The sequence below is a fragment of the Bradyrhizobium sp. Cp5.3 genome (assembly GCF_000426265.1).
GTDB lineage: Bacteria > Pseudomonadota > Alphaproteobacteria > Rhizobiales > Xanthobacteraceae > Bradyrhizobium > Bradyrhizobium neotropicale.
The window spans coordinates 335,308-360,357 of the sequence record NZ_AUFA01000004.1 but is presented as its reverse complement, the minus strand read 5'-3'; the positions used below and the strand labels follow the sequence as shown (position 1 = coordinate 360,357).

General features: G+C 62.1%; 20 protein-coding genes, 2 tRNA genes and 1 pseudogene. 16 read left to right on the top strand and 7 right to left on the bottom strand.

What is annotated here, in order from left to right; all coding sequences use genetic code 11:
• Window positions 1-80: 80 nt before the first annotated feature.
• On the bottom strand, window positions 81-1,328 hold the full coding sequence (locus tag K289_RS0109415; RefSeq protein ID WP_027551271.1) for an ABC transporter substrate-binding protein: 1,248 nt from the start codon (window positions 1,326-1,328) through the stop codon (window positions 81-83).
• 345 nt (window positions 1,329-1,673) lie between these two features.
• Between K289_RS0109415 and K289_RS0109410 the strand changes: the two genes are divergently transcribed.
• A complete protein-coding gene (locus tag K289_RS0109410) occupies window positions 1,674-2,666 on the top strand; it encodes an MBL fold metallo-hydrolase (protein ID WP_027551270.1) in 993 nt (330 codons plus the stop codon).
• Here K289_RS0109410 and K289_RS0109405 read toward each other — a convergent pair.
• Together K289_RS0109405 and K289_RS0109400 are read right to left on the bottom strand one after the other, a co-directional pair.
• Window positions 2,663-3,763 carry an FAD-binding oxidoreductase gene (locus K289_RS0109405; protein WP_027551269.1) on the bottom strand — a complete coding sequence of 367 codons (1,101 nt, stop codon included), beginning with the start codon at window positions 3,761-3,763 and terminating at the stop codon, window positions 2,663-2,665. The genes K289_RS0109410 and K289_RS0109405 overlap by 4 nt on opposite strands.
• A 101-nt stretch (window positions 3,764-3,864) precedes the next feature.
• The gene (locus K289_RS0109400) at window positions 3,865-5,088 is read right to left on the bottom strand and encodes an SMP-30/gluconolactonase/LRE family protein (protein WP_027551268.1); all 1,224 of its coding nucleotides are present in this window, start codon (window positions 5,086-5,088) and stop codon (window positions 3,865-3,867) included.
• Window positions 5,089-5,420: 332 nt separating this feature from the next.
• Here K289_RS0109400 and K289_RS0109395 point away from each other — a divergent pair, with 332 nt between their 5' ends.
• From K289_RS0109395 to K289_RS0109370, 5 genes are all read left to right on the top strand, one after another.
• Window positions 5,421-5,672, top strand: coding sequence for a hypothetical protein (locus K289_RS0109395; protein ID WP_245283885.1), 252 nt, complete (start codon window positions 5,421-5,423; stop codon window positions 5,670-5,672).
• A gap of 541 nt (window positions 5,673-6,213) precedes the next feature.
• Window positions 6,214-7,776 (top strand): 2-isopropylmalate synthase, encoded by a 1,563-nt coding sequence (locus tag K289_RS0109385; protein ID WP_027551266.1) that lies wholly within the window; start codon window positions 6,214-6,216, stop codon window positions 7,774-7,776.
• Window positions 7,777-8,000: 224 nt separating this feature from the next.
• Window positions 8,001-9,002 carry a TRAP transporter substrate-binding protein gene (locus tag K289_RS0109380; protein ID WP_027551265.1) on the top strand — a complete coding sequence of 334 codons (1,002 nt, stop codon included), beginning with the start codon at window positions 8,001-8,003 and terminating at the stop codon, window positions 9,000-9,002.
• A 188-nt stretch (window positions 9,003-9,190) separates the two neighbouring features.
• Window positions 9,191-9,763 carry a Spy/CpxP family protein refolding chaperone gene (locus K289_RS0109375; protein ID WP_027551264.1) on the top strand — a complete coding sequence of 191 codons (573 nt, stop codon included), beginning with the start codon at window positions 9,191-9,193 and terminating at the stop codon, window positions 9,761-9,763.
• Window positions 9,764-9,931: 168 nt separating this feature from the next.
• Window positions 9,932-10,007, top strand: a tRNA-Lys gene (locus K289_RS0109370).
• Window positions 10,008-10,263: 256 nt separating this feature from the next.
• On the opposite strand, the gene K289_RS0109365 is transcribed toward K289_RS0109370, so the two are convergent.
• Window positions 10,264-11,115 (bottom strand): alpha/beta fold hydrolase, encoded by an 852-nt coding sequence (locus K289_RS0109365; RefSeq protein ID WP_027551263.1) that lies wholly within the window; start codon window positions 11,113-11,115, stop codon window positions 10,264-10,266.
• Between the two features lie 32 nt (window positions 11,116-11,147).
• On the bottom strand, window positions 11,148-11,726 hold the full coding sequence (locus tag K289_RS0109360; RefSeq protein WP_027551262.1) for a TetR/AcrR family transcriptional regulator: 579 nt from the start codon (window positions 11,724-11,726) through the stop codon (window positions 11,148-11,150).
• 214 nt (window positions 11,727-11,940) lie between these two features.
• Here K289_RS0109360 and K289_RS0109355 point away from each other — a divergent pair, with 214 nt between their 5' ends.
• The 9 genes and pseudogenes from K289_RS0109355 to K289_RS0109320 all read left to right on the top strand — a co-directional run bounded on the left by K289_RS0109355 (window position 11,941) and on the right by K289_RS0109320 (window position 22,391).
• A complete protein-coding gene (locus tag K289_RS0109355; protein WP_035684315.1) occupies window positions 11,941-13,047 on the top strand; it encodes an efflux RND transporter periplasmic adaptor subunit in 1,107 nt (368 codons plus the stop codon).
• A complete protein-coding gene (locus tag K289_RS0109350) occupies window positions 13,044-16,154 on the top strand; it encodes an efflux RND transporter permease subunit (protein WP_027551260.1) in 3,111 nt (1,036 codons plus the stop codon). Before K289_RS0109355 ends, K289_RS0109350 begins: the two co-directional genes overlap by 4 nt.
• A gap of 33 nt (window positions 16,155-16,187) precedes the next feature.
• A complete protein-coding gene (locus K289_RS0109345) occupies window positions 16,188-16,784 on the top strand; it encodes a TetR/AcrR family transcriptional regulator (RefSeq protein WP_245283884.1) in 597 nt (198 codons plus the stop codon).
• A gap of 167 nt (window positions 16,785-16,951) precedes the next feature.
• Window positions 16,952-17,041 (top strand) — tRNA-Lys (locus K289_RS50310).
• 74 nt (window positions 17,042-17,115) lie between these two features.
• Window positions 17,116-17,697, top strand: a pseudogene (locus K289_RS53040) (zinc-binding dehydrogenase).
• A 113-nt stretch (window positions 17,698-17,810) separates the two neighbouring features.
• On the top strand, window positions 17,811-18,113 hold the full coding sequence (locus tag K289_RS0109335; RefSeq protein WP_027551257.1) for a DUF485 domain-containing protein: 303 nt from the start codon (window positions 17,811-17,813) through the stop codon (window positions 18,111-18,113).
• Window positions 18,110-19,801 (top strand): cation acetate symporter, encoded by a 1,692-nt coding sequence (locus tag K289_RS0109330; protein ID WP_027551256.1) that lies wholly within the window; start codon window positions 18,110-18,112, stop codon window positions 19,799-19,801. The genes K289_RS0109335 and K289_RS0109330 overlap by 4 nt, the downstream gene beginning before the upstream one ends.
• 180 nt (window positions 19,802-19,981) lie before the next feature.
• Complete coding sequence (locus K289_RS0109325; protein WP_245283882.1) at window positions 19,982-21,718, top strand: putative nucleotidyltransferase substrate binding domain-containing protein; 1,737 nt, start codon at window positions 19,982-19,984, stop codon at window positions 21,716-21,718.
• 1 nt (window position 21,719) lies between these two features.
• Window positions 21,720-22,391, top strand: a complete 672-nt coding sequence (locus K289_RS0109320) for a 3'-5' exonuclease (protein ID WP_027551254.1) — start codon at window positions 21,720-21,722, stop codon at window positions 22,389-22,391.
• A gap of 227 nt (window positions 22,392-22,618) precedes the next feature.
• Here the strand turns inward: K289_RS0109320 and K289_RS0109315 are convergent, their stop codons facing one another.
• The gene (locus K289_RS0109315) at window positions 22,619-22,897 is read right to left on the bottom strand and encodes a hypothetical protein (RefSeq protein ID WP_027551253.1); all 279 of its coding nucleotides are present in this window, start codon (window positions 22,895-22,897) and stop codon (window positions 22,619-22,621) included.
• A gap of 851 nt (window positions 22,898-23,748) precedes the next feature.
• Here K289_RS0109315 and K289_RS0109310 point away from each other — a divergent pair.
• Window positions 23,749-24,471 carry a hypothetical protein gene (locus K289_RS0109310; RefSeq protein ID WP_027551252.1) on the top strand — a complete coding sequence of 241 codons (723 nt, stop codon included), beginning with the start codon at window positions 23,749-23,751 and terminating at the stop codon, window positions 24,469-24,471.
• A 38-nt stretch (window positions 24,472-24,509) separates the two neighbouring features.
• Here the strand turns inward: K289_RS0109310 and K289_RS0109305 are convergent, their stop codons facing one another.
• The gene (locus K289_RS0109305; protein ID WP_027551251.1) at window positions 24,510-24,866 is read right to left on the bottom strand and encodes a cytochrome c; all 357 of its coding nucleotides are present in this window, start codon (window positions 24,864-24,866) and stop codon (window positions 24,510-24,512) included.
• Window positions 24,867-25,050: the final 184 nt, after the last annotated feature.

Here is a 25,050-nt window from a genome sequence, read left to right as displayed (position 1 = left end):
TGGCTGCCGCTTTGAGGGAAGGTGCTGCGAGGAGCCGCATGTGGAAGCTCCCGGGAGATGGTCCCGGGAGCTGTTTCCGACTAGTTCGTGGTGAGCTTGACGAAGCTCGGGAACTTAATCTCGGTCTTGGCTACCTCTTTCGGCCAGACCGCGATCTGCTTGCCGTCCTGCCATTGCAGCATCAATCCGGTGATCAGGCCCTTGCCGTATTTGATCGAGTGGGTGAACGGATCGTCCTTGCCGTAGAACTGGACGCGGCCGATCGTGCCTTCCCAGTCGGTCTTCTCGAGCGCCGCGACCAGCTTGTCGGCATCCGTCGAGCCGGCGCGCTTGGCCGCGTCGGCGATGTAATAGACCTCGTCATAGGCGGTGTAGCCGGCATAGGACGGATAGTTGCCGAACTTCTTCTTGAAGTTCTCCGCGAACGGCACCGACTTCGGCGTCACTGCGACGCCCGGTCCGGAGACGCCCTGGTAGAGCACGCCCTCGGCCGCCTGGTTGGTGTCCTTGCCAAAGGTCTCGTTGGTCGCCTGCGACGAGATGCCGAACATCGGGATCGGCACTTGCTGGTTCTTCCACTGCACGGTCGGCTGGACGCCGACATGCGAGATGCCGGTGATGATCACGTCGGGCTTGGAGCCTTCGATCTTGTTGAAGATCGGCGTGAAGTCGGTGGTATCGGGCGAGAAGCGGATGTGGTCGAGCACCTTCAGCCCGACTTTGGGCAGGCACTCCTCGTAGCCGACGTCGAGCGGCTTGGTCCAGGCCGCGTCCTCGCTCATGATCACCGCCGACTTCATGTGCATCTTGTCGACGAGCAATTCCTTGGCGGCGTCGCAGACCGAGAGCGCCAGCGCAGCCGAGGTCAGATAGCCGTGAAAGGTGTACTTGTTCTTCTCGTAATCGGCGTGAACGCTTTTGCTGATCTCGTTGGAGGCGGCACCGGGCGTGACGAAAGGCGTCTTCAACCGCGAGGCCCAGGGCTCCAGCGCCAGCACCACTTCGCTGATGTAGCTGGCAATGACCGCGTTAACCTTGTCCTCGTTCACCGCGCGCTGAAACGCGCGCACCGAATCCGCCGAGGAGGAATGGTTGTCGTAGGAGATGATCTCGATCTTGCGTCCGTCGACGCCGCCGCTCGCGTTGATCTCGTCGGCTGCAAGCTGCGCTGCCTGCGGGATCGATGCGCCGGCGATCGCCTGCGCCTCTGCGATCACGCCGATCCTGATCGGGTCTGCCGCAAGGGCCGCGCCCGATGCGGTCACCAGTACACCGAGCGAGGCCGCGCCGAGGACCATTCGCAATGCACCAGAGAGTATGGTTTTCATGTTGTTCTCTCCCTTTAATAAGCCTCTTATGAGCTATTGGGGCGCGACTATACCGGCGATGGCATTCTCGGCAAGTGAAACTGCATTCAGGATTGTGAGAGCCGGACTAAAGTCTAGAATTGCGCAAACAGCAGGCGTTGCAGTTGCAAGCCCTGTTTCGCGATCAGGCATGCAGATTTCGTCGATCGCCATGCCGTGCGCGCCCGGCCTTGCGATCGTCGGTGTCGAGCCGAGCCGCTCGCGATGCGAGCAGCCATCGGTCATCGCCCGCCGCGGGCGTCGATGCGACCGCGAGCGAGCCGCGTTGACAATGGTAACGCCGCGCCGCGCGGGAAGGTCCTAAGCATGGCCCAGCTGGTTCAATGTCGCCTCGTCAACGAGCCTTTCGCCGATCCCGGCCTGCTCGTCGATTTCAGGTTCGGACGCCGCGCGATGCTGTTCGACATCGGCGATCTCGCTGGCCTGTCCAATCGCGAGCTGCTCCGCATCAGCGACGTCTTCGTCAGCCATCGGCACATGGATCATTTCGCCGGCTTCGACCAGTTGCTCCGGGGCCGGCATCATCAGCCCGGCCGTTTGCGCGTGACGGGGCCGCCGGGTCTCATTGCCGGCGTCGCCGGCAAGCTCGCGGCCTATAGCTGGAATCTGCTCGATGCGACGTCACCCGACTTCATGATCGAAGCGGCCGAGTTCTGCGATGGCCGGCTCGGCGACTGGACCGGCTTCGCGGCGCGAGGGCAGTTCCGCGCCCAGAAGAGCGAGGAGGCATCGCTAGCGCCCGGGCTGATGTTTAGGGATGGTGATCTCTCCATCGAGGCGGTTACGCTCGATCACGGCATGCCCTGCCTCGGGTTTGCACTGCAGGAGAGCCGCGGAGTCAATGTCTGGAGCGTTGGCCTGGCGCAGCTTGGCCTCGAGGTTGGACCATGGCTCAACGCGGCCAAGCGCGCGGTGCGCAGCGACGCGGACGACGACATGCTGATCACCGTTGGCGATGGTCGCACCGTCCGGCTCGGCGAGCTCAGGCGGCACGCACTCAAGGTCGCGCCGGGACAGCGCGTTGCCTACGTGACTGACGTTGCCTTCACCCCTGATAACGCCGAGCGCATTGTCGCGCTTGCGCGCGGCGCCGATCATCTCTTCATCGAGGCAGCCTTTGCCGGCGACGATGTCGAGATCGCCAGGGCCCGCCATCATTTGACGGCGATGCAGGCAGGCGAGCTCGCCCGCGCCGCGGGCGTGAAGCAGATGACGACGTTCCACTATTCGCCGCGCTATCTCGAAACACCCGACCGGCTGCGGACCGAGGCGGAGGCTGCGTTTTCCGGCGCGGCCTAGCGTGCCCTCAGCAGCGACGGATCGAGCGGCCGCATCCGGCTGGGATCGAACGGCGACAGGTCGATGTCGCCTGCTGCACCCTCCGCGATCAGCTGCGCCAGCGCTTCCCCGGTCGCGGGCGCATTGAGAATGCCCCAGACATTGTGTCCGGTCGCAACGTAGAGGCCTTCGCTTTGCGGCACCTTGCCGATCAGCGGCAGGCCGTCCTGCGTGACCGGACGGAAGCAGGCCTGCCGCGCGATGATCCTATCGGCGCGAAACGCGGGCGATATGCGCTCGGAGATCGCCTGCAGGCGGTCGATGGCGTCCTGGTCCGGCGTCACGGCGGCGGGATCCAGCGGCAGCGGCGCGACGTCGGAGAAGGCGGTGATGTGCGTGCTGCCGTCCGCACGCGGGAAAACCTCGATCGAGACCGCGTCGCCGTTCTCTTCAGACTCCAGAAACAAGGCATCCGCCGGGACATCCGTGCCGGTGTCGTAGACGATGCTGGGGCTGCGCTGTCCGTAGACGGCGGGCAGGCTCATCCATTGTGCGGCGAGCAGCGACCACGGCCCCATCGCGATCACCACGGCGTCGGCCTCAAGTGTGCGGCCATCAATCTCGACGCCGCGTGCGGTGCCGCTTGCATCGCGCATGACGCCGGTGACGCGTCCGGTGTGGAACTCGGCGCCTTGCGCGAGCGCTGCGTTCATCATGGCGGAGGTGAACTTGCGGGGATGTACGATCGCGGTCGTCTCCGTCGTGGCGAGGCGGTGGGCGATGACGATGCCATTGGAGAGCCAACCGAGCGCGGCCGGCGTATCGCGGCGTGCATCGGCGTCGGACACGACGAAGCCGCTATAGGCGCTCATGCGGCGATAGCCCCAATCGCCCGCGATCTCGTCCGCCAGCCGTGCATGTAGCGCAAAGCTGCGCCGCGCCAGCGCGTCGAGCGACGTGCCGGCGCACCAGTCGAGCGCGAGGAAGCCGCCGGCCTTGCCGGAAGCGGCGGCCGCCACCTCGGTCCGTTCGACGACGGTGACGTCGATGCCGCGGCGGCGCAGGAAATAGGCGGTGCAGCCGCCGATCACGCCACCGCCGCAAATGACAACGCGCATGGTCTTTCCAGTGATGACCTTCTCGCTTCGAGAGGACTATCCAAACAATTCGGCGCCGGCGGGGCACGACGGCGCCGTATCGTGTTCCGCTTCCCGCCGCTTCAGCCCGGCCCCGCGCCCTGCGTCGCGGTGTAGACGGCGTAGAGCGACTGGCTCGCGGCCATGAACAGGCGGTTGCGCTTGGGTCCGCCGAAGCAGAGATTGCCGCACACTTCGGGCAGGCGGATACGGCCGAGCAGCTTGCCCTCCGGCGACCACACAGTCACGCCGTTATAGCCGACCGCGCGGCCGGCATTGCTGGAGGCCCAGACATTGCCGTTGACGTCGCAGCGCACGCCGTCCGGTCCGCACTTCACGCCGTCGATCACGCAATCGGAAAACCGCTTCTGGTTCGACAGCTTGTTGTCGCTGCCGACGTCGAACACGAAGATCTCGCCCTTGCCGCCAGCGCCGGTGTCGCCCGGACCCTTGCCGGTCGAGATGACGTAGAGCTTCTTGAAGTCGGGTGAGAAGCAGAGCCCGTTGGGATCGGGCACCTGGTCCTCGCTGACCACGAGATCGACGCGGCCGGAGGGATCGATGCGATAGCAATTGGTCGGCAGCTCGCGCTTGCCCGGCACGAAGCCGGCCGGCTGACCGATCCGCGGATTGAGCTTGCCGCCAGAATTGCTCGGGCCGCCCGGGCCATCAGGCTCGCCTTCATAGAGCTGGCCGCCATAGGGCGGATCGGTGAACCAGTAGCTGCCGTCGGGATGCGCGACGACGTCGTTCGGCGAGTTCAGCTTCTTGCCGTTGTAGGAATCGGCGAGCACGGTGGCGGTGCCGTCGTGCTCGTAGCGCGTGACGCGGCGCGTGAGATGCTCGCAGGAGAGCTGGCGGCCCTGGAAGTCGAAGGAGTTGCCGTTGGAATTGTTGGATGGGCTGCGGAAGACGCTGACGCGGCCGTCGTCCTCGCTCCAGCGCATCTGCCGGTTGTTGGGAATGTCGCTCCAGAGCAGATAGCGCCCCTGCGCGCTCCATGCCGGGCCTTCGGCCCAGAGCAGGCCGGTAAAGAGCCGCTTGATCGCGGTGTTGGGCTGCGCGAGGTCGTTGAAGGACGGATCGACCGCGATGATGTCGGGGTCCCAGAAATAGGTGGTCGGCGCGCCGCTCGGGCTGAAATCGCGCGGCGGGGTGGTGATCGTGGTCGGCGGCGCAGCCGGGCCGGTCTGGGCCAGTGCGGAGGCTGCTCCGGCCACGCTGGCCGCGGCGCCGAGCGCGAGCCCCTGGACAAGCGTTCGTCGTGAAAGCGCAGCATCTTGGTCACGCTGCTGATGGCATGTCATCGCGTCCTCCCGGTCAGATTCACTGGCCGGTTGATCCGGCCGTGCAGGTGTGGAGGTTAATGCGCTCCGCAGCCGGTTGCGAGAGGCGGATTCCCATCCTCTGGGTGAAATCGGGTCGCAATCCCGTCACGTTCGTATGCGTCCTGATTTGCCGTTACCGCATGCTTGTGCGTGCGTTGCGTCGTCATCGAGGCTCGAAAATGTTCCGCGCACGCAAGCAAAAATTTCCCCTGTTCCAAAGGCAGGCGCGAGCTCACATGACGCATGTCAAGCCTTGACCTCGCGCGCGATGCTGGCAGAACTTCGCCTGGGGTCTAGAGCCGGAGCTCATTGTGCAAGGTATTGGCGTCGTCATACTGATCATATTGCTCGGGCTCGCTTACGCGGCCGGCTATTTCACGCGCGACTTCAAGTCCCGCAAACGGCGTGAGGAAGCGCGCCGCTGGCGCGACTACACGCAGCCGGACTGGCTGCAAGCCGCCGCCCCCGCCAACACCAACGAAGCCGCGCCTCAGCCGGTCGGCGAGCTCGGCCAGATGCTGAATCGCTGGGAGAGCAGGGCCCGCGCCCGCCGCACGGGATAGTGTCTCAGCTCGTCATTCCCCATTGCGCAAGTGCGCAATGGGGCTCGCGCCAAATGGCGCGCCCCGGAAGCCGCGACGCTACGCACCAGCATTTCGCCAATCTCTGGCCGGGGTACGGTCCTGGCCGTTACCATGACGAGACACCAACCGGCGATCTCATTGTCCCGCTAGGTCAGTTCCCCTGACCATCTTTTGGCGTTGCAGTTGCTCCTATTTCTCGTCTAGAAACGACGCATCGAGCCACCCGGCAACGAACCGTCAACGGTTTTGGCTGAGGATTTCTGGGCTCAAAAGGGTCTGGCAATGCTGATTCGCGGCCAAATCGATGGGATTTCGGGGGAGGTGGCTCTGGCCGCCGCCACGATCCCGGCCGCGCTGCTGCCCACCCTCCTTATTGACGGGCTTCTTCTTACCTGCCCCTGAGGGCCGGCTGGGCGCCACGCGCCTGGGCACTCAGGGGTTGTACGAGATCACCGGACACCTCAAGCGCCCAGAACCTGAACGGCCTGAACGGCGCGAAAGCTCAAAAGGAAATTTGATAATGGCCCCCGTAAATAAGTCCGAGAAGGACCGCGTCATCATTTTCGATACCACGCTGCGCGACGGCGAGCAGTGCCCCGGCGCCACCATGACCTTCGAGGAGAAGCTCGAAGTTGCCGAGCTCCTGGATGATATGGGCGTCGACGTCATCGAAGCCGGCTTCCCGATCACGTCCGAAGGCGACTTCCAGGCGGTCAGCGAGATCGCCCGCCGCTCCAAGAATTCGGTGATTGCCGGCTTGTCGCGCGCGCATCCGGCTGACATCGATCGTTGCGCCGAGGCCGTGAAGTTCGCCAAGCGTGGCCGCGTCCACACCGTGATCGCGACCTCGCCGCTGCACATGCGGGTGAAGCTGAACAAGACCCCGGAGCAGGTGATCGAGACCTCGGTTGCGATGGTCGCGCGCGCCCGCAATCAGATCGACGACGTCGAATGGTCGGCCGAGGACGGCACCCGCAGCGAGATGGACTTCCTGTGCCGCATCGTCGAAGCCGTGATCAAGGCCGGCGCCACCACGGTGAACATCCCCGATACCGTCGGCTACACGGTGCCGGAGGAATACACCCACTTCATGAGGACGTTGATCGAGCGCGTCCCGAACTCGGACAAGGCGATCTTCTCGGTCCACTGTCATAACGACCTCGGCATGGCCGTGGCGAATTCGCTGGCCGGCATCGTCGGTGGCGCGCGTCAGGTCGAGTGCACCATCAACGGTATCGGCGAGCGCGCCGGCAACGCCGCGCTCGAAGAGATCGTGATGGCGATCAACGTGCGCAACGACAAATTCCCGTACTGGAATAAGATCGACACCACGCAGCTGACCCGCGCCTCCAAGGTCGTGTCGGCGGCGACCTCGTTCCCGGTCCAGTACAACAAGGCCATCGTCGGCCGGAACGCCTTCGCGCATGAGAGCGGCATCCACCAGGACGGCGTGCTGAAGGATGCTTCGACCTACGAGATCATGCGGCCCGAAATGGTCGGCCTGAAGCAATCCTCGCTGGTGCTCGGCAAGCACTCCGGCCGCCACGCCTTCGTGCACAAGCTGGAAGAGATGGGCTACAAGCTCGGCCCCAACCAGCTGGAAGATGCATTCACGCGGATGAAGGCGCTCGCCGACCGCAAGAAGGACATCTATGACGAGGACATCGAGGCGCTGGTCGACGAGGAGATGGCGGCCTCGCACGACCGCATCAAGCTGACCTCGCTGACCGTGATCGCCGGCACCCATGGCCCGCAGCGCGCGACCATGAAGCTGGACGTCGACGGCCAGATTAGAATCGAGGAGGCCGAGGGCAACGGTCCGGTGGATGCGGTGTTCAACTGCATCAAGCGTCTGGTGCCGCACGAGGCCAAGCTCGAGCTGTATCAGGTCCACGCCGTCACCGAAGGCACCGACGCGCAGGCCGAGGTCTCGGTGCGCCTGTCTCAAGACGGCCGTTCGATGACCGCGCGCGCGGCGGATCCGGATACGCTGGTGGCTTCGGCCAAGGCCTATCTCGGCGCGCTCAACAAGATCGTCATGAAGCGCCAGCGCGACACGGTGACGACTGCCGCGGCGAGCTGAGGCTTACTCGCCAGACAGATCGGCGGAAACGCGGTGCCTTCGGCGCCGCGTTTTTTGTTGGGAGCGGGGCGAAGACCACCCCTCGGATACCGCATTTTTGCAAGGAGACCCCTGCTAACAGGCAATGGCGCCTGTGCCTGCTTCCCTATAATGCTGCCTCCAAGTCTTCAATTTAAAGTCTCGGGGCCGGCGGTCCGTGCCCCCAAGGACGTGCGGGAGGAAGCATGCGAAAGTTCGTTTGGGCTGCGGCGTCGATCGTGGCACTGGCCTTTGCCGGGACGGCATGGGCGCAATCGCCGATCATCATCAAGTTCAGCCACGTCGTCGCCACCGACACGCCGAAGGGCAAGGCGGCCGAGAAGTTCAAGGAACTCGCCGAGAAATATACCCGCGGCAAGGTCAAGATCGAGGTCTATCCGAACTCGTCGCTCTACAAGGACAAGGAAGAGCTCGAGGCGCTCCAGCTCGGCAGCGTGCAGATGCTGGCGCCGTCCAACTCGAAATTCGGACCGCTCGGCATCCGCGAGTTCGAGGTGTTCGATCTGCCCTACATCCTCCCCGACCTGAAGACGCTGCGGAAGGTGACGGAAGGGCCGCTCGGCGCGAGGCTGCTCAAGCTGCTCGAGCCCAAGGGCATCACCGGCCTTGCCTATTGGGACAACGGCTTCAAGGAGATGAGCGCCAACAAGAAGCTGGTCGCACCTGGCGACTATCAGGGCGTGAAATTCCGCATCCAGTCCTCGCGCGTGCTCCAGGCGCAGTTCAAGGCGCTCGGTTCGCTGCCGCAGGTGATGGCGTTCTCCGAAGTCTACCAGGCGCTGCAGACCGGCGTGGTCGACGGCCAGGAGAACACCTGGTCGAACATCTACACCCAGAAGATGCACGAGGTGCAGAAGTACATCACCGAGACCAACCACGGCTACATCGGCTACGTCGTGATCGTGAACAAGAAGTTCTGGGACGATCTGCCGGCCGACATCCGCGACCAGCTTTCGAAGGCGATGAAGGAAGCGACCGACTTCAACAACGCGCAGTCGCAGAAGGAGAATGACGACGCGCTCGCCGAGATCAAGAAGAGCGGCAAGAGCGAGATCATCAAACTCACGCCGGAGCAGGACGAGGCGATGCGCAAGGCGATGGAGCCGGTCTACAAGGACGCCGCAAGCCGCGTCGGGCAGTCGCTGATCGACGAGTTCCAGAAGGAAGCGAAGAGCACGACGAACTAGTGTGAATGAGTCGTGAAGGAAGGGCTTCCGCGCTGACCGCGCGGAAGCCCTTCCGTATTGTTGCAAATGATTTCTGAGTGCGAGTGCGAATTAAATTGCAATGAGAGCGCCTTCCCTGTCCAAGTTGTAAGTTGCGCACGGGCCGGGTGGCGCTCATTTTCATGGACATCCTTCCAGAGGAGGTTCTCATGAGGAAGTTTACCATCGCCGCCATCGCCGTGCTCAGCATCGCCGGCTCGGGCGCGGTCTATGCCCAGTATCATCGTCCGTGGATGTTCGAGCACATGCGCCACATGCGCATGAACCCGGAAGATCGCGCTGCCTTCGTCGACGCGCGCATCGCCGCCGTCCATGCCGGGCTGAAGCTGAACGCCGACCAGGAGAAGCTGTGGCCGCCGGTCGAGGCCGCCGTGCGGGAGTTCGCCAAGCTGCGCATCGACCGGGCCAACGCCCGAATGAATGCCGGCCCGGGCGATGCCGACAAGCCGGATGATCCGGTCGCCCGCCTGCGCCAGCGCGCCGAGGACATGGCCGCGACCTCCGCGGCGCTGAAGAAGATCGCCGATGCCGCCGATCCGCTCTACAAGACGCTGGATGAGGGCCAGAAGCGGCGTCTCGCCGTGCTGACCCGGCACCGGGGCCCGTTCGGCGGCGGTGGCGAGGAGGGCTGGCACCACCGCTTCATGGAACGGGGCATGGACCGCTTCCATGACGGCGACCGGGATGGCGGGCCGGACCGCGACCGGGAGGGCCGCCTTTGAGCGGGCCGGGATTCCCCTGGGATTAGCCCTCGCGAAGCCGCTGGATTCCAGCGGCTTTTCGCATTTTTGGGCTTGTGGACGAACCCTTGGAAAACCTTCGCCACATCGCTTGCCATCCCCGAACTGCTTTGCTAAACGACCGGCCTCGCAAGGCTTTGACCGCCTTTCGGGCGCATAGCTCAGTTGGTAGAGCAGCTGACTCTTAATCAGCGGGTCCCAGGTTCGAGCCCTGGTGCGCCCACCATATCAAAGCCCTGCCGATGCAGGGTTTTTCAATACCGGGCAGAAAACAAAGCGCGTTTCGTGCGACGCTTTTCGTGATCGGACGTCGCACGGTGGGATTGTTGTGCGACCTTTTTCTTTGCTTCTGCATCTTCACCCCGTTCGATAGAGCGCGCAGATGCGATGGTACAGGTCGACTATGTCCCCGTCGGAGAAAGGGATACTAGGGCGAGCAAAACGGTGAACGTGATCGAACACTCTTGTGTTGATCATTGCGGTCATTCTGTCTCCATTACCACGCGAGCCAGCTCCGACGGATTTTCGACAGCTGAGAAGTGGCCGGTATTCTTGAGCGTCACCATCTGCGAACCAGGAATCAGCGACCGTGTGCGTTCGCGTTCATCTGGCCGAGACCAATCGCTGTCGCCGTAAATGAGCGTCACGGGCGCCGAGATTTGCCGATAGTAATCGCGGGCCTTGCTCCAGGAGCGCCAGCCTGCCAGCAGCTTGCGGGCGCCCCGCTTGTATCCGGGGCGACGGGCGACCTTGTTGAATTCGGCAAGCAGATCCGCCGGCAGTTTGCGCGGATCGTGATATCCGCCGCTCATGACCTTGCCGAGCACGAGCTTGTTTTCGAGCGATGCATTGATCGCGCCGAGCACCGGGATCTGCAGGCTTCCGATGATGAAATTCGCGAACCAGTTGCCACGTCGAATGCCGTCGCCGTAACGGGTCTCGTAGTCGTACGGGTTGATTGCAACGACCCGCTTCACCCGCTGCGGAAGCGATGCCGCTACTGTGAGGACCAATGCTCCGCCGATCGATTCACCAACGAGCGTTACGCCCGAGAGGTCCAGCTCCTCGATAAAGCCTATGACGGCCCGCCTGAAGTAGGGTTCATCAAGGCTCGCGTTCGGATCGATTGGCGCGTGTCCGTGACCCGGAAGGTCGATAACGTACACCGTGTGCGCGCCGGCAAGGAGGGGCGCAAGAGCGCGGAAATATTCGAGCTGCGTCCGGATCGTGTGCAACAGTAACAACGGAGGCCCGCTGCCGATCTTTTGAAAACGTACGCTTAGCTTGTCCGATATCTTCAGCAAACTTGGTTTGGCTGCGGTCATGCTGAGCATTCGATCTCTCCGTGCTTTGAGGGCGCACGCTTTCAAGCGGCCGCGACGTCGCGAACCTGTTCGGCCGCGGCATTCAAAAGGGCCTGAGACAGATCAGGGTCGTTGACGACGCGCGATAGCGTCACCGCGCCGACCATCGTCGCGAGAATGGCCATGGCCTTGCCGCGCGAGGCCTCGTCGCCGGTCCCGGCGATGAAGCGGCCGATCACGTCGAGATGCGCTTTGATTCCCGCTTCGAATTCCGCCTTCACGTCGGGGCCCTGTCGGGCGGCATCCGAGCCGAGTGCCACGATCGGGCAGCCGTCCATCATTTCTTCGCGGTGGTCGCCGCTGAGATAGAACGCGATCACCGCGCCGAGTGGATCGTCGGGATTCTGCGCGGCCGCATCTGACCATCGGCCGGAAGCGCTCTCCAATGCCCGCTTGGACGCCTCTACCGCCAGATCCTCCTTTGATGCGAACTGCTTATAGAAGGCGCCTTGGGTTAGCCCGGCACCCTTCATCAGATCCTTGAGCCCGATGCCATCAAAGCCGCGCTCCCTGAAGAGGCGACTTGCCACATTGATCACGGTTTGGCGGTTCTCGGCCGCCTGAGTGCGACTCACTCGCATCGTGGATCTCCATTTGGATTTCGTTCGACTTCTATATGCGATATAGAGTTCGAGCGCAATCTATCAAGCTGCAAGGGCTCAAATTGGCTGCCCTAACCCCAATAACCCCGACTTTTCGAGATCACGTTCCCGTTATTCTCCGCAATTAGATTGCGACCGAAATCTAAATCGCGTATAGAAGTCATATGTAATCTAAATTTCAAAGGAGACGGTCATGAAGAGGGGTGTTGCGGTGCTCGCCGGTATTCTGGTCCCAGCAGGGGTAGCGACCTTCGTGGCTCTTGCAATTCCCGCCCATAAGGCCTCCGCAGTCGGCGATCCGAGGCAGGACCCGCCGATGGTCCGTCTGGTGACAGCCGTGCGGGTCAGCGGATCGGAGCGCGGTTTCACCGGGACCATCGGCGCCAGAGTGGAAAGCAATCTCGGCTTTCGCGTCGCCGGGAAGATCGTCGAACGACTCGTGAATGTCGGTGAGCAGGTCAAATCCGGCCAGCCGCTGATGCGGATCGACGAAACCGACCTCCGTCTGGCGGTCGCAGCGAAGCGCAACGCCGTCGCCGCTGCGCGTGCAGTTGTCGTTCAGACCGACGCAGACGAGCGGCGCTACGCCAACCTGGTGAACGACGGATGGACTTCCAAACAGCGCTACGAGCAGGCGAAGGCCGCATCGGACACCGCCAAAGCGCAGCTTGCCGCGGCGGAAGCCGAAGCAGGGGTCGCCGAGAACCAGGCGACCTATTCCATCCTGGTGGCGGATGCGGACGGAACGGTCACCCAAACGCTTGGTGAGCCGGGACAAGTGGTCTCCGCCGGCCAAACGGTCGTTCGGCTGGCACAGTCCGGTCCTCGCGAAGCTGTGGTGGCGCTTCCCGAAACGATCCGGCCGGCGATTGGTTCGCTCGCCGATGCAAGTCTGTATGGGAGCGATGGGCGCCGCTATACCGCACATCTCCGGCAGTTGTCGGATTCCGCCGATCCCCAGACCCGCACCTATGAGGCCCGCTACGTGCTCGATGGCGACGCCGCGGCGGCACCGCTTGGCGCAACGGTCACCATTCGGCTTGCAAGCCAGGATAATCAGCCGGAAGTCCAGGTGCCGCTGGGAGCCGTGCTCGATAACGGCAGAACGACAGGCGTTTGGGTCTTCGACGTCGCTACCTCGACCGTCCGCTTGCAGCCGGTCAAGCTCCTGCGAGTGACCAGCGAAACGGCCGTTATCTCCGGATCAAACACTGGTGACCAGATTGTTTCCCTGGGCGCTCATCTCCTGCACGAGGGTGCTCGCGTCAAGACCGCCTCGGAATCCAGGAGCAACGGATGAGCTTCAATCTTTCCGCGGTCGCCGTTCGCGAGCGGGCCGTCACCCTGTTCTTCATCGTCCTGCTAGCGGCCGCGGGCGTCTACGCCTTCATCATGCTCGGGCGGGCCGAGGACCCGTCCTTCACCATCAAGACCCTGACGGTCACCGCCGTATGGCCCGGCGCGACGGCACGCGAGATGCAGGACCAGGTTGCCGAACCCCTGGAGAAGCGGATTCAGGAGCTGACCTGGTACGACCGGGTGGAGACAACCACGCGGCCTGGTTATGCGTACATGACGATTACGCTGAAGGACAGCACACCGCCATCGAGCGTGCAGGAGGAATTCTATCAGGCCCGCAAGAAGCTCGCAGATGAAGCCCGCAAGCTACCGGCTGGCGTGCTCGGCCCCTTTGTCAACGACGAATATTCGGACGTGAGCTTCGCCCTCTATGCCCTCAAGGCCAAGGGCATGCCGATGCGTGAACTCGCCAGGCAAGCCGAGGTCATTCGTCAGGACCTCCTGCACGTGCCCGGTGTCAAGAAGATCAACATCCTCGGCGAGCGCCCCGAACAGATCTTCGTCGAGTTCTCCTATGCCAAGCTGGCTACCCTCGGCGTATCGGCAACGGATATCGTTGCCGCCTTGCAGCGGCAGAACACGGTGACGCCGGCAGGCTCGATCGACACCAAGGGGCCGCAGGTCTTCATCCGGGTCGATGGCGCTTATGACAGTCTCCAGGCGATCGCCGACACGCCGATTGTCGCCGCGGGGCGGACGCTGAAACTCTCCGATATCGCTGACGTTCGCCGCGGCTACGAGGATCCTCCCACCTACATCATCCGACACCAAGGTGAGCCCACAATCATGCTCGCGGCGGTGATGCAGGAGGGCTGGAATGGTCTGGCGCTCGGCAAGGCGCTGGAGGAGAGGTCCGCTGCCATCGCTCGTACCCTGCCGCTCGGGATGTCCCTGGCCAAGGTCAGCGACCAGGCCGTCAACATCACCTCGGCGGTCGACGAGTTCATGATGAAGTTCGCGATGGCGCTCGGCGTGGTGCTACTGGTGAGCCTGCTCAGCCTCGGCTGGCGCGTCGGCATCGTCGTTGCGGCGGCCGTGCCTTTGACGCTCGCCGTCGTGTTCCTCATCATGCTGGAGACCGGGCGGTTCTTCGACCGTATCACGCTCGGCGCTCTCATCCTCGCGCTCGGTCTCCTCGTCGACGACGCCATCATCGCCATCGAGGTGATGGTGGTGAAAATGGAAGAGGGCATGGACCGCATCTCGGCGGCAGCCTACGCGTGGAGCCACACTGCGGCGCCGATGCTGTCCGGAACACTCGTGACGATCGCAGGCTTCCTGCCGGTGGGCTTTGCCCGCTCGACCGCCGGCGAATACGCCGGCAACATCTTCTGGGTCGTGGGGTTCGCCCTCATCGTTTCCTGGATCGTCGCGGTGATCTTCACGCCCTATCTTGGCGTCAAGATGCTGCCCGCGATCAAGCCGGTCGAAGGTGGTCACCACGCGATTTACGGCACGCCCAACTATCAGCGCCTGCGAGGACTCATCACCTTTGCCGTCCGCCACAAGTTCCTAACCTGCAGCATCGTCGCCGTCGCCTTCGCGCTTTCCGTCCTCGGCATGAGTGGCGTCAAGCAGCAGTTCTTCCCGACCTCCGATCGCCCGGAAGTGCTGGTGGAGGTTCGTCTGCCGGAAGGCACCAGCATCGAGACGACGACGGCCACCGTCGAGAAGCTCGAGGGTTGGCTGCACGATCAACCCGAGGCCAAGATCATCACGAGCTACGTCGGTCAGGGCGCGCCGCGCTTCTTCTTCGCGATGGCGCCGGAGCTGCCCGATCCGGCCTTCGCAAAGATCGTCGTCCTGACACCGGACGCAGAGGCGCGCGAGGCTTTGAAGCACCGACTTCGACAGACCGTGTCACAGGGCCTTGCAGCTGAGGCCAATGTGCGCGTCACCCAGCTCGTGTTCGGACCCTACACGCCTTTCCCCGTGGAGTTCCGGGTCATGGGGCCTGATCCAGCGGAATTGTACGCTATCTCTCAAAAGGCCCTCGACGTCATGCGCGGCGTTCCCGACGTACGGCAGGCAAATCGGGATTGGGGCAATCGCACGCCCGTACTCCGCTTCGTCCCGGATCAGGATCGACTGAACCTGATCGGGCTTTCGCCAGCCGAGGTGGGCCGGCAACTCCAGTTCCTCCTCACCGGCATCGCCGTGACGCAAGTCCGCGAGGACATCCGCAATGTCCCCATCGTGGCCCGCAGCGCTGGTGGCGAGCGGCTGGATCCGGCGCGTCTGGCGGATTTCTCGTTGATGAGCCGGGATGGCCGCTCGATTCCGCTCGACCAGGTCGGCCATTCGGAAATCCAACTTGAAGAACCGATCCTGAAGCGTCGCGATCGCACACCGGTCGTCACCGTTCGCTCTGATATCAATGAGGCGACCCAACCTCCGGAAGTTTCCAAGGATATCAAGACGGCCCTTCAGCCGCTGATCGCATCCCTTCCGGCTGGCTATCGCATCGAGTTGGGCGGATCGATCGAGGAGGCAACCAAGGCAAACGACGCGTTGGCGACGATCTTTCCGGCCATGATTGCCGCCATGCTGATTGTCGTCATGCTGCAGGTGCGATCCTTCTCGACGATGGCGATGGTCGTACTGACGGGACCGCTCGGCCTCGTCGGTGTCGTGCCGGCATTGCTCATCTTCAACCAGCCCTTCGGCTTCAACGCGATTCTGGGTCTGATTGGACTGGCCGGCATCCTCATGCGCAACACTCTGATCTTGACCGAGCAGATCAAGGAAAACCTTGCCGCCGGCCTTGATGACTATCACGCCGTCATCGAGGCCACGGTGCAACGCACGAGGCCCGTGATCCTGACCGCATTGGCTGCCGTCTTGGCCTTCATCCCGCTCACGCATTCCGTGTTCTGGGGATCGATGGCCTACACGCTGATCGGCGGCACCGCGGTCGGAACAGTTCTGATCCTGCTGTTCCTACCTGCGCTTTATGCCGCGTGGTTCCGGATCAAGCCGACCGCAGATGATATGCACGAGGCTTCGCGCGAGAAGCCGGAATTGCGATCAGCATTGGCTGCCGAGTAAGGCTCTGTTGCTCCAATGGATCGTCCGGCCCGAATGGGAAAAGCGTCCAACGAGGCCCGCGCCCGGATCCTGGGAGCGGCGGAGGAGAGCTTTCGCCGCGTCGGTCACCACAGGACGTCGGTGGCCGACATCGCCGCTGAACTCGGCATGAGCCCGGCGAATATCTATCGTTTCTTTCCGTCCAGGCTTGCCATCGACGAGTCCATCTGCGGGCGTCTGATGAACGAGGTTGCCGACATCGCCGTTGCGATCGCACGCACGGACGCGCCGGCGACGGAGAAACTCGATCAACTGCTGACCAATGTGCACCGTCATGCCAAGATGATGCTGGTCAAGGCAAAGCCCATGCACGATCTGATCGTCGCCGCCACGCAGGAGAACTGGCCGATCATTCAGGCGCACATCAAGGGGATGCTGATGATCTTGGAGGCGATCATACGCGATGGCGCAGACGCAGGCGAGTTCGACGTCGAAGACGCAGCGGAAGCCGCGCGGGCAGTCAGGTCCGCGTTAGTGCCCTTCTTCCATCCAGTTCTGATCGAGCACCGCGTTGTAAACGGTGAAGACGCCGAGGCAGGCCTGCGCGATCAGATTCGCTTTATCCTGAAAGCTTTGGGCAAGTCCGGCTAAGCAGCCTGCCATATTCGGGCCAGATGCTCCTTGTTCAGGCAGCAAGAGTAATTCGCGTCACGAACATAGGTGCCAAGGTTCGGCTCTGGAACTACCGCGCTCGGACCATCATCAGCGCGACGTACGATGATCGTGCGACGAATGCCCATTCTCGGCGGAGAGGTCCAGGGGTGCGACCGGCAAGTCATTGATTGTTCTCAACCCGTGGCTGTCTCTTAATCAGCGGGTCCCAGGTTCGAGCCCTGGTGCGCCCACCATATCATTGGCTTAGCTAGCAAAACCGTTTGGCGGCACGCCGATCGATTACGAGCGCGAAGACTTTACGAAGGTCGTGCCAGGCGGGTTCGATGTCGTGTTCGACGGAATTGGAGAGGATGGCTGTCGCCGCTCGTTGGCGGCACTCAAACGGGGCGGTCTGCTCTGTGCCTACGGCTACACCGCCGGCGTACAGGCGCACCGCAGCCTGTTCAGCATCTTGACGTGGACGGCGCGCCTGTATGTGTTGGGGTGGTTGTCCAGCGGCTGGCGGGTCTACCTCTACTCGATCAATTAGATGCGGGCGCGACATCCGGCCTGGTTCCGGGAAGATTTGGCGCGGCTCTTCGAACTGTTGGCAGCTCGCGCCATTCAGCCACGCGTTGCCGAGCGAATCTCCTTCGCTGAAGTTGCTGAGGCGCACCGGCGTCTGGAAGCGGGCCTGTGCGGTCGACGGCTGTTGAGCATGAAACTGCGACTTTACCGCGAGGGCAGCTTCTGGCGCATAGCTCATGTCGCAGTCCGGCGCTCTGCACCGGCAGGAGGTCAATACAAAGCCTGCTATTCAAGCCCGCAGCTGCAAGAAAACGGGCGGTTGCCGGCGGCGCCGACAGGGCATTGTCGTCATCCCGGCCGCTTGACCCGAGGATTGCATTGAATCATCCGAATTTGATCTGAATCATGGAGTTCGGTCAGCCAACGCTTAAAGCGTAGGCGAGCCCCGCCGGACGAGGGGGCACTTCAACGGGAAGAACTCCAGGGATCATTGATGTGAGCAACCTCGCAAGGATTGAACGCGACCCGAACTATCAGGAGCTCGTGCGCCGGCGTTCGTCGCTGGGCTGGATGCTGTCGCTGATCATGCTTGTCACCTATTTCGGCTTCATCCTGCTGGTCGCCTACGCTCCCAAGTTTCTGGGCACTCCGCTGGGCAGCGGCGTGACAACGATCGGAATTCCAATCGGATTGTCCGTCATCGTGCTCGCCTTCGTGCTCACGGGCATCTACGTGCGTCGGGCGAATTCCAGCTACGACGTACTCATCCGCAAGATTGTCGAGGAGAACCGCTCATGAAGAAGTTCTCCTGGTTGCTAGTGATCCTGTTCGCAAGCATGCCCACGCTCGCGGTTGCCGCAGGCACCATCGAGGGCGGCTCCAGGCAGGCGACCAACTGGTCGGCGATCGGTATGTTCGTCGGGTTCGTCGCCCTGACGCTCGTCATCACCTATTGGGCCGCGAAGCGGACCGCGTCGGCTGCAGATTTCTACTCGGCCGGCGGTGGAATCACCGGGTTCCAGAATGGTCTTGCGATCGCCGGCGACTACATGTCGGCGGCTTCATTCCTCGGCATCTCAGGCCTCGTCTACACCTCCGGCTACGACGGCTTGATCTACTCGGTCGGCTGGCTCGTGGGCTGGCCGATCGTCACGTTTCTGATCGCCGAGCAGCTGCGCAATCTCGGCAAGTTCACCTTTGCCGACGTCACGTCGTTTCGGCTCGGGCAGACCGACATCCGTATCCTGGCGGCGTGCGGCTCGCTGGTGACCGTTGCGTTCTACTTGATTGCCCAGATGGTCGGGGCCGGCAAGCTGATCCAGCTGCTGTTCGGTCTCGATTACTGGATCGCGGTCGTCCTGGTCGGCGGCCTGATGATGATCTACGTAACCTTCGGGGGAATGAAGGCGACAACCTGGGTGCAGATCATCAAGGCCGTATTGCTGCTCTCGGGCGCAACGTTCATGGCCGGAGCCGTCCTTTACAAGTACGGGTTCAGCCCGGAAGCACTGTTCGCCAAGGCAACCGAGGTGCACCCCAAGAAGCTCGCGATCATGGAGCCGGGTAGCCTCATTTCGAACCCACTCTCGGCAATCTCGCTCGGCCTGGCGCTGATGTTCGGGACGGCGGGTCTGCCGCACATCCTGATGCGTTTCTTCACGGTGAAGGACGCTCAGGCGGCCCGCAAGTCGGTGTTCTATGCCACGGGCCTTATCGGATATTTCTACATCCTGACCTTCATCATCGGCTTTGGCGCGATCACGCTGGTTTCGACCGATGCGATGTTCCTGGACAGCACCATTCTGGAAAAGACCAAGAGCGGCATCGCGGCGATCAAGGGCGGCTCCAACATGGCCGCCATTCATCTCGCGAACGCGGTCGGCGGCAACCTGTTTCTGGGCTTTATCTCGGCCGTCGCCTTCGCCACGATCCTGGCCGTTGTGTCGGGACTGGCCCTGGCCGGGGCGTCGTCTATCAGCCATGACCTCTACGGCATGGTGATCAAGGGCGGGAAGGCCAATGAGCAGGACGAGATTCGTGTCTCGAAGATCGCGACACTGGTTCTTGGCGTGCTGGCGATCTTCCTGGGTATCGTGTTCGAAAATCAGAATGTCGCATTCATGGTGGGCCTCGCCTTCGCCATCGCGGCGTCCTGCAATTTCCCCGTGCTGGTGATGTCGATCTTCTGGAGAGGCCTGACGACGCGGGGAGCGCTGATCGGCGGCTTCCTGGGGCTCGTCAGCGCGGTCGTCGGAGTCATTCTCTCGCCGGCTGTCTGGGAGGTAACGCTGGGCTTTGCCAAGGGATCGGCGCCCGTCAAGCTGGACAATCCAGCCTTGTTCTCGATGGCGCTGGCGTTTGCGGGCATCTGGCTGTTCTCCATCCTGGATCGCAGCAGGCGTGCCGCTCTCGACCGCGACGGTTTTGACGCACAGTATGTTCGGTGCCAGACCGGTATCGGAGCTGCCTCGGCGACGACCCACTGAGCGAGGCTTGCAGGACGGCGGTTCGGCACCGGCCGGGTCACTTGACCTGCCGGTGCCATCTTTCGATGGTCAATCGTCAGGCCCCTGGATTGTCTGCATCTTCGGAAGACCGAAATGCCCAAGGCATTCGATATCACTAACCCTCCGTTCGATCGTCTGACGCCGCACGAGGCCGAAACATTGCTGGCGGCGCTCGATATAGGGTACTTCAGTCCGGGAGAAGCGATCATCAGCAGGGACGCTCCGGCGGATGCCCTCTATGTCGTGATCAAGGGCACGGTCGAGGAACGGAGTGAGGCCGACCTGCTCGCGCTGCTCGGTCCAAAGGACACCTTCGACAGCCGCGTACTCGTTCACGACCACAACGGGCACCAATTTCTCGCCCGCGATGAAACGCTTTGCTATATCATCCCCAAGGCCGTCGCCCTCAAATTGATCAAGGCCAACCCGCGATTTGCGGCATTCTTCTACCGCGAGATATCTCAGAGGCTGGATGAGCTTGCCAATGATGAGGAGGCGAAGCGTTACGGCTCGCTGATGAACGCCAGGGTCAACGAGCTATTTCTGCACCCTCCATCGTTTGTTGCGGCGAGCGATACGGTTGAAGCCGCCGGTCACCTGATGCGCGAGATCGACAGCAACGCGCTGTTTGTTCGCGACGGCGAGCGGATCGGCATCATTACAGGCATGAACCTGTCGAAGGCGGTGGTGTTGCGGCGTCAGCCGATCCAGACACCGGTCGCCGAGTTTGCCAATTTCGACATCGTGTCGGTGAGACCCGACGATTTCGTCTCCTCGGCCCTCCTGCTCATGACGAAATACAACAAGCGTCGTCTCGCCGTGCACGATGGCGAGCGGTTCGTCGGCATCCTCGAAGACATCGACCTTCTTGGATTCTTGGCAGGCAGCGCTCAGGTCGTCGCCGGTCGCATCGATCGCAGCTCCAGTCTGCAGGATCTGGCGATTTCTGCGCGCGAGATCGAAGCGCAAACGCGGACGCTGCGGAGGCAGGGCGTCAAGGTGGAAGTGATTGCGGAGATCGTCTCGGACCTCAATCGCCGCCTTCTCTCCAGACTGTTCGAAATGATCGCGCCCGCCGAGCTGCGGACCAGCGGTTGTCTGATCGTCATGGGCAGCGAGGGCCGCGGCGAGCAGACCATGCGCACCGACCAGGACAACGGGCTCATTCTCGAGGGACCCGCCGAAAGCGCGACACTGGAGTCGTTCCGGAACGAGTTTTCGGGCGCCCTGGAGAGCTTCGGTTTTCCACCATGCCCCGGCGATATCATGGTGCGCAATCCGGCATGGTCGAAGCCGCTCTCCGACTATCTTGCGGATTTCCGCCGCTGGATCGTGCTTCCCGACGAGACCGCGCATATGAATGTGGCCATCATCTATGATGCGCAAGCAATCGCGGGTAACGAGCAACTGCTTGATAGCGCCAAGACGGCGCTGATCGACTTGATCCGAGGCGAGCAGGCCTTCCTGGCCCACTTCGCCCGCGCAGTCGACGCCTTCGAGACGCCGATCGGCCTCTTCAACAACCTGATCACGTCCGAGGGGACAGGAGACGCGCTCGATCTCAAGAAGGGCGGCATCTTTCCTATCTTGCACGGCGTTCGCAGCCTGGCGCTGGGGCAGGGCCTGCGCGAGACCTCCACCGACAAGCGAATCTCCCGTCTATGTGACCTGGGCGTACTGCGCCCCGACTTTGGACGTGACTTGACGCAGGCCTTCCGATTCCTGCTGATGCTCCGGCTCGACGGACAGCTGGCCGCGTCGGCCGGCGCGTCGGGTACGCTGGTGAGACCGGCGCATTTGTCCAGCATGGAGCGTCATCTGCTGCGCGACGCGCTCCAAGTGGTGAAGCAGTTTCGCGAAATTGTCCGCCATCATTTCAAGCTCGGCATGTTCTAGAATGCTGCCCCGTGCGATCAAGCGGCTGCTCCACCAGGCGACCCTGAGCGACCAGTCGTACCGCTTCATGTTCGGTCGAGCTCCAGACGATGAGTTCGTCGTCATCGATTGCGAGACGACCGGTCTCAATGTGCGGACGGACGACATTGTCACCATTGCCGCAATCAAGATCCGCGGCAATCGGATACTCACCAGTGAGCACTTTGAAGCCGTAGTCCATCCCGACCGAGAGATGGGGGCAGAGGCGATCAAGATTCACGGTTTGCGTCGGTCCGATGTCGAGACGGCGCCAATCGTCTGGAAGATTCTGCCGAGCTTTCTGCATTTCATCGGGACGCGTCCCCTGATCGGCTACTATGTCGATTTCGACATCGCCATGTTGGACAAGTACATTCTTCCGCTGGTGGGAATCGAGCTGCCTAACGAGCGCATCGAAATTTCACGGCTCTATTACGAGCGAAAATACGGTGATGCCCCTCCCAATACGTCAATCGACCTCTCGTTCGCCGCGATGCTCAGGGACCTCTGCATCCCTCTCCTGAGACAGCACGATGCTTTCGATGACGCGTTGATGACTGCGATGATGTTCCTGCAGTTGCGTGACCTTGCCGAGCGGGGCGTGCGGATCGCGCGCCAACGCACCAGCCCCGTTTTTAATCCGACTGGGGCATGATCTCGCCCGGTGCGACGTCCAGGGGCGAGGCAGAATGTCTGTTGTTGGCGCAAGGTCTCATCGCTGACCTGCGCGTAGGCGATCCCGTGAGTTCGTCCTTAGTTCCACAAGCCGCGCGCGAATGGGGGCAATGGCTGAACAGTTGAAATAGACGGAGCGCGAACAGGTCTATTGGATTATCCGGTGCCGCCGGGAGTGAAGATCGCAGGTCAAGTCCGGCCATATCTTCAGGTGCCAGAATCCCTCCGATCGCACTGCGGGCATCGGCCATCCGTGGCGGCGCCGAGTTGACGACCGAATTCTTCCCTGAGGACGTCCGATGCCCAGAACCCGCCATCGCTCTTGGTGATTCTTTTCGCCCGTTCGAAGGCATGGCTCTCGGCGGCATCGTCGCCGACGCGGATGATAACCTGATCGTGGAAAGGACAGATGATCGTGGCACGGGTGGTTTCGAGCGCGTAGCGCACGACTGCGGTCAGATCGTCGGCGTGAATGTTGCTCGACATCGTGGCTCTCCTGTCGACGTCGCGGAGCGGGAAGGCAAATCAGCCCGGGCTTCCGAGGAGGAGCGCCGAGGCCAATTTCTCGATTTGCGTTTTCCTGCAGGGGCTGTGGCAATCCAACCCGCCGGGTCTAGCCTACGTTCCGTCGAACTAGCCGGCGGAGTTGCCTCTCGGAGCCAACTCCGGTGATTGCGGTCGCTTGCGCCCTGCCATGAAGCGGAGTCTGGGCGCCGCAATTGTCTCTAGTGCCATTCCTCGGGTTCGCATTGACCCAACTCAACAACGGATGTCGTATGGTTCAATCGCCGTGCGGAAGGTAAGGGAGGGTGCTTCGGCGAAAGTTCGGATGACTACTTACAGCTTAACTGCAGCGCCGCCTCCACGTCAGCTAGCGGAAGGGCGAGCAAATCGTTGATCTAAATCATTTCGTTATACTGCCAAGACACGCATGCTGCGCACCGGATACGAGGGAGGTTCCATATGGCGCTGGTCTCAACGCCGCATAACGCAAAATGCCCTCGCTGTGGTTCTGGGCTAGTCCGTCTCGAATGGCATGAACGCGTCAATGCTCAGGAAGCCCAGGAGCTCTGGCGCTGCTGGAGCTGTGACCGCGAATTTGTCACCGCCGTCGCTTCTGACGGGACTGAGTCGTCGGTCGCCGAGATCACTGAACCATTCTTCACGAACCTGCTTGTCTGATCAACTACGCCTGAGCCGATCGACAAGGAAATCGTTCGCTGTCCTTGGTTGATGCATCGAGACCTCGCTCTGGTAACGTGCGCGGAGGTGTCGGATCGGAATCAACGCCGAGCCTGGCCTCGATGTCATCGTGCCTCATCATTTCGAGCGCTGGCATGAAGTTCCGGACGCTGATGACCGCCGCGATTGTTGCCATGCTCCCGCCATTCAATGCGGGCGCACAGGTGAACTTGCCGGCTGGCAGCACGTCAGCCCAACTATCCGACCTTATGATCGCGCTACAATTCCAACACATCAAATTATGGTTTGCCGGAAAGCTCAGCAACTGGGACTTGGCGAATTATGAGCTTCGACAGATCCAGACAAACTTGCGGAAGGCAATGCCGTCTCCCTCCGAAAGCTTGCGATCGTCCCAAACTGCCGAACATCTGCAGGCGCTGGATCGCGCGATCCAACAGAAGGATGGTGCAGCTTTTGCCAAGGCCTACTCGGATCTCACGAACGGATGCAATGCCTGCCACCGCGCTAGCGGACTCGGTTGGATCACCATCCAGGTGCCGGCCAACTCACCGTTCGGCGATCAGCTGTTCGCGGATCAGATCGCGCAGGGTCGCGCGCTCGCTCATGGGACCTGCGGCCTCTGTCACATCGTCGCGGATGCTTCAAGGGAAACGCCAGCCTTTCGCTTCCCCGCGCCAAGCTTCAGCGAAATTGCCAGCCGGCCATCCTTTTCAACCAGCGATCTCCGACAGCTACTGACATCAAACCACCGTCGCGTAGGCCCGAACCAGGCAATGCTCAAGCCAAAGCTCGTCGAATACCAGATTGACGCGATCGTGGCGTTCTTCGAGACCTTGCAAGCCGACCGGGCTCGCTAAGACCCCAGCTTACGGTCACGGTCGCGCCGATCAGCGTTCTAGTCCTGAGCCTTTAGGCTAAGGATGTAATTCGCGAGAGCGTCGGCCTGATCGGGCGCGATAACCAGGTTCGGCATGTTCTGGTGGCTGGTCTTCAGGAACACTTTCAGCGAAAGCGCCGTCGTTCCATGCCTGTTTGCGATTGCTGCGAAGCCCGGTGCCTGATCCGACATTCCCGCCATGTGCGGTTCGATTGCATGACACGGCTTGCACCATGCTTCCGCGAGGCGATATCCTTCCGATGCGCTGCCTGCAGCAAGTTTAGATCCGTTCGCATCGTACACGCGGACGAGAAACAACGCTGCTAACGCGATCAGGATCGCAAGGCTGATGGCGAATCGCGTGCTGCGCGACATGTTCCGTCCACCCGCGGTTGGCACCTGCAGCAAAACCCGATTAAGCCATGTGGGAGGCGGCTAGTGTTGCGCTGGATCAAGGACGGGCGATTTTCCGCACAGCGGTCCCGTCACGGATTTCGTTGAGCGTCGCCCTGCGGCCAAGAGCGGATCAATGCGCGCAAGCGCACTTTGACGCCTCACA

Excerpts from the sequence above, each read along its gene's own strand:
- K289_RS0109415 (WP_027551271.1), bottom strand. The coding sequence starts at position 1,328 with ATGAAAACCATACTCTCTGGTGCATTGCGAATGGTCCTCGGCGCGGCC.
- K289_RS0109410 (WP_027551270.1), top strand. The coding sequence starts at position 1,674 with ATGGCCCAGCTGGTTCAATGTCGCCTCGTCAACGAGCCTTTCGCCGAT.
- K289_RS0109405 (WP_027551269.1), bottom strand. The coding sequence starts at position 3,763 with ATGCGCGTTGTCATTTGCGGCGGTGGCGTGATCGGCGGCTGCACCGCC.
- K289_RS0109400 (WP_027551268.1), bottom strand. The coding sequence starts at position 5,088 with ATGACATGCCATCAGCAGCGTGACCAAGATGCTGCGCTTTCACGACGA.
- K289_RS0109385 (WP_027551266.1), top strand. The coding sequence starts at position 6,214 with ATGGCCCCCGTAAATAAGTCCGAGAAGGACCGCGTCATCATTTTCGAT.
- K289_RS0109380 (WP_027551265.1), top strand. The coding sequence starts at position 8,001 with ATGCGAAAGTTCGTTTGGGCTGCGGCGTCGATCGTGGCACTGGCCTTT.
- K289_RS0109375 (WP_027551264.1), top strand. The coding sequence starts at position 9,191 with ATGAGGAAGTTTACCATCGCCGCCATCGCCGTGCTCAGCATCGCCGGC.
- K289_RS0109365 (WP_027551263.1), bottom strand. The coding sequence starts at position 11,115 with ATGCTCAGCATGACCGCAGCCAAACCAAGTTTGCTGAAGATATCGGAC.
- K289_RS0109360 (WP_027551262.1), bottom strand. The coding sequence starts at position 11,726 with ATGCGAGTGAGTCGCACTCAGGCGGCCGAGAACCGCCAAACCGTGATC.
- K289_RS0109355 (WP_035684315.1), top strand. The coding sequence starts at position 11,941 with ATGAAGAGGGGTGTTGCGGTGCTCGCCGGTATTCTGGTCCCAGCAGGG.
- K289_RS0109350 (WP_027551260.1), top strand. The coding sequence starts at position 13,044 with ATGAGCTTCAATCTTTCCGCGGTCGCCGTTCGCGAGCGGGCCGTCACC.
- K289_RS0109345 (WP_245283884.1), top strand. The coding sequence starts at position 16,188 with ATGGGAAAAGCGTCCAACGAGGCCCGCGCCCGGATCCTGGGAGCGGCG.
- K289_RS0109330 (WP_027551256.1), top strand. The coding sequence starts at position 18,110 with ATGAAGAAGTTCTCCTGGTTGCTAGTGATCCTGTTCGCAAGCATGCCC.
- K289_RS0109320 (WP_027551254.1), top strand. The coding sequence starts at position 21,720 with ATGCTGCCCCGTGCGATCAAGCGGCTGCTCCACCAGGCGACCCTGAGC.
- K289_RS0109315 (WP_027551253.1), bottom strand. The coding sequence starts at position 22,897 with ATGTCGAGCAACATTCACGCCGACGATCTGACCGCAGTCGTGCGCTAC.
- K289_RS0109310 (WP_027551252.1), top strand. The coding sequence starts at position 23,749 with ATGAAGTTCCGGACGCTGATGACCGCCGCGATTGTTGCCATGCTCCCG.
- K289_RS0109305 (WP_027551251.1), bottom strand. The coding sequence starts at position 24,866 with ATGTCGCGCAGCACGCGATTCGCCATCAGCCTTGCGATCCTGATCGCG.